At 53.4% G+C, this 7,041-nt stretch carries 6 protein-coding genes and 1 pseudogene; 6 read left to right on the forward strand and 1 reads right to left on the reverse strand.

Annotated elements, in window-relative coordinates; all coding sequences use genetic code 11:
- The 5 genes from rbsA to rbsR all read left to right on the forward strand — a co-directional run bounded on the left by rbsA (position 1) and on the right by rbsR (position 5,367).
- Complete coding sequence (gene rbsA / locus RAC60_RS15425; protein WP_033737209.1) at positions 1-1,509, forward strand: ribose ABC transporter ATP-binding protein RbsA; 1,509 nt, start codon at positions 1-3, stop codon at positions 1,507-1,509.
- Positions 1,506-2,477: a ribose ABC transporter permease gene (gene rbsC, locus RAC60_RS15430; RefSeq protein ID WP_006121183.1), complete on the forward strand. Its 972-nt coding sequence runs from the start codon at positions 1,506-1,508 to the stop codon at positions 2,475-2,477. The genes rbsA and rbsC overlap by 4 nt, the downstream gene beginning before the upstream one ends.
- A gap of 26 nt (positions 2,478-2,503) precedes the next feature.
- Positions 2,504-3,379 (forward strand): ribose ABC transporter substrate-binding protein RbsB, encoded by an 876-nt coding sequence (gene rbsB, locus RAC60_RS15435; protein ID WP_375093985.1) that lies wholly within the window; start codon positions 2,504-2,506, stop codon positions 3,377-3,379.
- 61 nt (positions 3,380-3,440) lie between these two features.
- Positions 3,441-4,370 carry a ribokinase gene (gene rbsK / locus RAC60_RS15440; RefSeq protein ID WP_006121181.1) on the forward strand — a complete coding sequence of 310 codons (930 nt, stop codon included), beginning with the start codon at positions 3,441-3,443 and terminating at the stop codon, positions 4,368-4,370.
- A 13-nt stretch (positions 4,371-4,383) separates the two neighbouring features.
- Positions 4,384-5,367: a ribose operon transcriptional repressor RbsR gene (gene rbsR / locus RAC60_RS15445; protein ID WP_033737206.1), complete on the forward strand. Its 984-nt coding sequence runs from the start codon at positions 4,384-4,386 to the stop codon at positions 5,365-5,367.
- On the opposite strand, the gene mdtD is transcribed toward rbsR, so the two are convergent.
- A complete protein-coding gene (mdtD, locus tag RAC60_RS15450) occupies positions 5,364-6,764 on the reverse strand; it encodes a multidrug transporter subunit MdtD (protein WP_006121179.1) in 1,401 nt (466 codons plus the stop codon). The genes rbsR and mdtD overlap by 4 nt on opposite strands.
- On the opposite strand from mdtD, the pseudogene RAC60_RS15455 reads away from it, so the two are divergent.
- Positions 6,764-7,041 (forward strand): annotated as a pseudogene (locus RAC60_RS15455) (hypothetical protein); the annotation flags it as partial. The gene mdtD and the pseudogene RAC60_RS15455 sit on opposite strands and share 1 nt — an antisense overlap.

Here is a 7,041-nt window from a genome sequence, read left to right on the forward strand (position 1 = left end):
ATGCAACCGTTACTGCAGCTCAAAGGCATCGAAAAAGCGTTTCCGGGCGTGAAAGCATTAAATGGCGCGTCGCTGTCCGTCTGGGCAGGGCGCGTTATGGCATTAGTCGGTGAGAATGGCGCCGGCAAGTCCACCATGATGAAGGTGCTGACCGGGATTTATACCCGTGATGCCGGATCACTGCAGTGGCTGGGCGAAGAAACCACCTTCAGTGGACCGAAAGCCTCGCAGGAAGCCGGTATCGGCATTATCCATCAGGAGCTCAACCTGATCCCGCAGTTGACTGTGGCAGAAAACATCTTTCTTGGGCGTGAATTCGTTAATGGCTTTGGTCGCATTAACTGGAAGCGGATGTATGCCGAGGCGGATGCGCTCCTGAAACGCCTGAATCTGCGTTTTAGCAGTCACAAGCTGGTGGGCGATTTATCCATCGGCGATCAACAAATGGTCGAAATTGCCAAGGTTCTGAGCTTTGAATCGAAAGTCATCATTATGGATGAGCCCACGGATGCGCTGACGGATACCGAAACATTGTCCTTGTTCCGGGTGATCAATGAACTGAAGGCGCAAGGATGCGGCATCGTTTATATCTCTCATCGCATGAAAGAAATTTTTGAGATTTGTGATGACGTGACGGTCTTCCGTGACGGGCAATTTATTGCAGAGCGTCCGGTCGCCGAGATGAGCGAAGAGAGCCTGATCGAAATGATGGTGGGACGCAAATTAGAAGATCAGTATCCCCATCTGGATGAGGCGCCCGGCGAAATTCGTCTTAAGGTTCAGAACCTCAGCGGCCCTGGCGTGGATGACGTCAGCTTCACCTTACGTAAAGGCGAAATTCTCGGCGTATCGGGCCTGATGGGCGCAGGCCGGACAGAGTTAATGAAAATTTTGTATGGTGCCTTGCCCCGTACCGGGGGGCAGGTCTGGCTGAGTGGACGTGAAGTCGTGATCCGTTCTCCTCAGGATGGCCTGGCTAACGGCATCGTTTATATCTCCGAAGATCGCAAGCGCGATGGCCTGGTGTTAGGCATGTCAGTCAAAGAAAACATGTCGCTTACCGCCTTACGCTATTTCAGTCACCCGGCTGGCAGACTGCGCCATGCGGAAGAGCAGCTCGCTGTAAAAGATTTCATTCGCTTATTTAACGTGAAAACGCCGTCGATGGAGCAGCCGATTGGCCTGTTATCGGGCGGGAATCAGCAGAAGGTGGCGATAGCCCGTGGATTGATGACGCGCCCTAACGTGTTGATTCTTGACGAACCGACGCGCGGCGTGGACGTCGGGGCCAAAAAAGAGATCTATCAGCTGATTAATCAGTTCAAAGCTGAAGGGCTGAGCATCATCCTGGTGTCGTCAGAAATGCCAGAGGTGCTGGGCATGAGTGACCGTATTGTCGTGATGCATGAAGGCCGTTTAAGCGGCGAATTTAGCCGTGAAGAAGCTACCCAGGAAAGCCTGATGGCAGCAGCCGTCGGTAAGCAACACAGTGAGGATTTAGTTGTATGACCACCCAAACCGTTCCATCTAACCGTCGCTGGTTCAGCAAAGCCTGGCTACTTGAGCAAAAATCGCTGATTGCGCTGATTGTGTTGATTGCTGTGGTGGCGAGCCAGAGCCCGAATTTCTTTACTGTGGCCAACCTGTTCAACATTCTTCAGCAGACATCGGTCAATGCCATCATGGCTGTGGGAATGACCCTGGTCATTTTAACGTCCGGCATCGATCTTTCCGTCGGCTCGCTGCTGGCGCTGACGGGCGCGGTGGCCGCCTCGCTGGTAGGCATGGAGGTGAATGCCTTTGTTGCCGTTGCAGCCTCCCTGGTGCTGGGCGCGGCGATAGGTGCGGTCACGGGAACCATCGTGGCGCGGGGCAAGGTGCAGGCGTTTATCGCTACGCTGGTCATGATGTTACTGCTGCGCGGCGTCACCATGGTTTATACCAACGGCAGTCCGGTCAATACCGGTTTTAACGATAATGCCGATCTGTTTGGCTGGATTGGTATTGGTCGTCCGCTGGGTATTCCAACCCCGGTCTGGCTGATGGCGCTGGTGTTTGTCGCCGCCTGGTACATGCTGCATCACACGCGCCTGGGTCGCTATATTTATGCGTTGGGCGGTAATGAGGCGGCCACGCGTCTCTCCGGCATCAACGTTAACCGTGTGAAAGTTATTGTTTACTCATTGTCTGGCATGCTGGCCGCGCTGGCGGGATCGATTGAAGTGGCGCGTCTGTCTTCTGCCCAGCCAACAGCGGGTACAGGCTATGAACTGGACGCTATCGCGGCTGTCGTGCTGGGCGGAACGAGTCTGGCAGGCGGTAAAGGCCGCGTCGTTGGCACCTTAATTGGCGCATTAATCCTTGGCTTTTTAAACAATGGATTAAATCTGATGGGTGTATCTTCCTACTACCAGATGATCGTCAAAGCAGTCGTTATTCTGCTGGCGGTGCTGGTGGATAATAAAAGCAGCAAATAACTCAGACTCTTATACAGGATAAAATGATGAAAAAGTTAACTGCACTCGCTGTCATTCTTGGCGCAACCATCAGCGCCAGCGCAATGGCGAAAGATACCATTGCCCTTGTTATCTCTACGCTGAATAACCCGTTCTTTGTGTCCCTGAAAGACGGCGCGCAAAAAGAAGCGGACAAACTGGGTTACAACCTGGTCGTGCTGGATTCACAGAACAACCCTGCGAAAGAACTGGCTAACGTGCAGGATCTGACGGTTCGCGGCACCAAAGCACTGCTGATCAACCCAACCGATTCTGACTCTGTAGGCAATGCCATCAAGCTGGCTAACCAGGCAAAAATCCCTGTTATCACGCTGGATCGCGTGGCGGCTCAGGGTACCGTGGTAAGCCATGTTGCATCTGATAACCGCTTCGGCGGAAAAATGGCAGGTGACTTTATTGCCCGTAAACTGGGTGATGGCGCGAAAATCATCGAATTAGAAGGGATCGCGGGAACTTCAGCAGCCCGTGAACGTGGCGAAGGCTTCCAGAAAGCCGTTGATGCACACAAGTTCAAGGTTCTGGCCAGCCAGCCTGCTGACTTTGACCGTACTAAGGGCCTGAACGTGATGCAGAACCTGTTGCAGGCGCATCCAGATGTGCAGGCGGTATTTGCCCAGAACGACGAAATGGCACTGGGTGCCCTGCGTGCACTGCAGACTGCTGGCAAGACCGATGTGCTGGTGGTGGGCTTTGACGGCACGCCAGATGGTGTGAAAGCCGTTGAAGGCGGTAAGCTGGCGGCGACCGTTGCTCAGATGCCAGAGAAAATTGGCATGATCGGCGTTCAGACTGCTGATAAAGTGCTGAAAGGCGAAAAAGTGCAGGCAGTTTATCCAGTTGATTTGAAACTGGTTACTAAATAAATCAAAGAAAAGCAGGGCACTGCGCCACCCATCGGTGGCGCACTTATTTCGGACTCTCCCAATGAGCAAACACGCAAAACTGGCCGTTCTCGGCAGCATCAATGCTGACCATATCCTTAATCTGGCACACTTTCCCCGTCCCGGCGAAACGGTGATCGGGCAGAAATATCAGATTGCGTTTGGTGGTAAAGGCGCCAATCAGGCTGTTGCTGCCGGCCGTGCGGGCGCTGATATTGCCTTTATTGCTTGTGTCGGTGCCGATGACATTGGTGAACGTGTCTGTCAGCAACTCGCGCAGGATAAGATTGATACCCAGCCGGTAGAGGTCATTGAGGGTGAATCGACGGGCGTTGCGATGATCTTCGTCAATGGCGAAGGCGAAAATAATATAGGCATCTATTCCGGTGCGAATGCCGCGTTAACGCCAGCCTACGTCGCGCGTCACCAGCAGGTTATCGCCGGGGCTGACGCATTACTGATGCAGCTTGAATCGCCACTGGACAGCGTGGTAGCGGCGGCAACCCTTGCCCGACAGCATCAGACGCAGGTCATTTTGAATCCTGCGCCAGCAACGGCTCTGCCGGACAGTCTGTTAGCGCTGGTTGACGTGATTACGCCAAACGAGACTGAGGCTGAAATCCTGACAGGAATTGCCGTCAGAAATGATGAGGACGCTGCGCGTGCGGCGGCTGCGTTACATAATAAAGGCATCCCCACTGTCTTGATCACCCTGGGACGCCGTGGCGTCTGGCTGAGTGAAAAGGGCCAGGGGCAACGTGTTGCGGGTTTTGACGTGAAAGCCGTAGATACGATTGCGGCGGGTGATACGTTTAACGGCGCCTTTATCACAGCACGTCTTGAAGGCAAGGCCATGCTGGATGCCGTTCGCTTTGCGCACGCTGCTGCGGCAATTGCGGTAACCCGTTCGGGAGCACAGCCCTCTGTACCCTGGCGTGCCGAGATCGACGACTTTTTACAGCAACAGGGTTAAGCGCTTGGCTACGATGAAAGATGTCGCCCGGCTGGCGGGCGTCTCCACCTCAACGGTTTCACACGTCATCAACAAGAATCGTTTTGTGAGCGATGGGGTGCGTGAAAAAATCGAACAGGCGATTCGCGATCTGAACTATGCGCCGTCGGCACTGGCTCGTAGCCTCAAGCTTAACCAAACCCATACGATCGGCATGCTACTGACCGCCAGCAGTAACCCCTTTTATGCCGAAGTGGTACGTGGTGTTGAAGACAGCTGTTATGAGCGTGGATACAGCCTGATTCTGTGCAATACCGCCGGGGACGAAGACCGTATGAATCGTAGCCTGGAAACCTTGCTGCAAAAGCGGGTCGATGGTTTGCTGATTATGTGCACGGAAAGTCATTTACCGTCGGCGGAAATCCTGAATCGTTATCCTTCTATTCCTATGGTGATGATGGACTGGGCGCCTTTCGAAGGGCGGGGCGATATCATTCAGGATAACGCGCTGTTGGGGGGTGAACTGGCGACACAGCATCTGATTGACAGCGGATATTCGCGAATCGCCTGTATTTCCGGGCCGCTTGATAAAACCCCGGCGCGCATGCGCCTTGAAGGTTTTCATCAGGCAATGCAGAAAAACGGTCTGGAGGTCCCGCCAGACTATGTCGTGAGCGGTGACTTTGAGTTTGCGGGCGGTTATAACGCCATGTTCGAACTGTTGGCGCTGGATACCCCACCGCATGCCGTTTTTACCAGCAACGACGCGATGGCGGTTGGGGTTTACCATGCACTACATCAGGCCGGCTTGCAGATTCCGCAGGATATGGCGGTGATGGGATATGATGACGTGGAACTGGCGCGCTATATGTCGCCGCCGCTGAGCACCATTCATCAACCGAAAGATGAGCTGGGTGAACTGGCTATTGATACGTTGATTTATCGTCTGAGTAATCCCGACGTCAGCCAGCAGACGCTGGTACTGACGCCGGAACTGGTTCCGAGGGGATCGGTTTAAGCTTTCTTCTTTTTATCGCGATTTTTAATCAGGTTGCGTCCGTCGCCATTGCGCAGCATCGTAAACGTCAGCGCTGACAGGACGGTGACGATGCCCATCGTCAGGAAGGTAGAATGGAACTGTTCTACTGTCGTGCTATCAAATTCCTGATAAAAGCGCAGGACAGCTGCACTCACGGCCACCCCAAAGCTGATCGCGAGCTGCTGTGTCACCGCGAGTACACTGTTGCCGCCACTGGCATTGTCGTCATCCAAATCAGCCAGGGTAATGGTGTTCATTGCCGTAAACTGGGTGGACATCGCCATACCTAACAGAAAGAGTGGAATTAATAAGAACGCAATATCCTCAGAAGGTGACTGCAGCGAGAAGCTGGCGATCATCACGCCAATGATCATCGTAATACTGACTAACAGGCGGCGATAGCCAAACCAGCGCAGTAATTGCGTCACGCTTTGTTTAGCCAGAATGGAGCCAATGGCTGTGGGGGCCATCATGCAGCCAGCCAGAATCGCAGAATAGCCAAATCCTACCTGAAGCATCAGCGGCATCAAAAACGGCACGCAACCAGTGCCCAGCCGCGAAGCGATGTTACCAATGATGCCTACCGAGAATGTGCGTGTTTTAAACATGGGCAGATTGATCAACGGCGAGGGATGACGCCGGGCATGGGCTATATAGAGGAGCAACAAGACAACGCCGCCAGTCAGAACGCCTGCCGCAAGCCAGGGTGAGACAATACGCTCACCAAACAGCTCTATGCCGGTAGAGATCATCACTAATCCAATGCCGAACAATAAAAATCCCAGAAAGTCGAAGCGGCGCTTTGGTGTCGTGAAGTCAGGCATGAATTTACGTGCATAGACGATGCCGAGCAGACCTATCGGAATGTTTATCAGGAAGATCCAGTGCCAGGTGGCATAGGTCACCATGATTCCCCCCAGCAACGGCCCCAGTATCGGTCCGACTAATCCCGGCATGGTGACAAAGTTGAGAATAGGTAAGAGTTCACTACGGGGATAGGCACGCAGAAGTGCCAGCCGCGCGACGGGCATCATCATCGCGCCACCCACGCCCTGAATAACGCGCGATGTGACCAGTATTGATAAGGAGGGCGATAAGGCACAGGCAAGTGAACCCAGCGTAAACAGCGAAACGGCAATAATAAAGATCTTGCGTGTGCCAAAGCGGTCTGCAAGCCATCCACTAACCGGAATAAGCATGGCAACAGTTAAGGTGTAGCTGATAACGGCGGACTGCATGGCTAGCGGGGAACGTTCAAGGCTGGTAGCGATCGCGGGCAGCGCGGTATTGAGTATCGTGGCATCCAGTGACTGCATAAAGAAGGCCATAGCGGCAATCCATGGCAGACCGGCCATACTGCGCGCGGATTTAATCATTGAGCGTCCTTCGTAATGTCTTCGGCAAAGAATATAAAAAGAATAGCATTGGCAGAAATGCACAATACGCCTCTTTCAACCGATATGTGGTGATTTCCGTGCGTTATTTACGCAGGATGTGTCGCTTTTTACCCCGTTCGTTTAAAAATGAATCGCTCAGTCATTTTTTTATAATTAATGCTTGTCACCCAGAAAGAACGCCCTATAATGCGCCTCCACTGACACGGCACAACGGCTTACGTAACGCGGTGTTCAGCAGAGAACTCCCCGGAGTTTT

The sequence above is a fragment of the Pantoea sp. BR_17 genome, assembly GCF_041955125.1.
In the GTDB taxonomy this organism is placed as follows: domain Bacteria; phylum Pseudomonadota; class Gammaproteobacteria; order Enterobacterales; family Enterobacteriaceae; genus Pantoea; species Pantoea stewartii.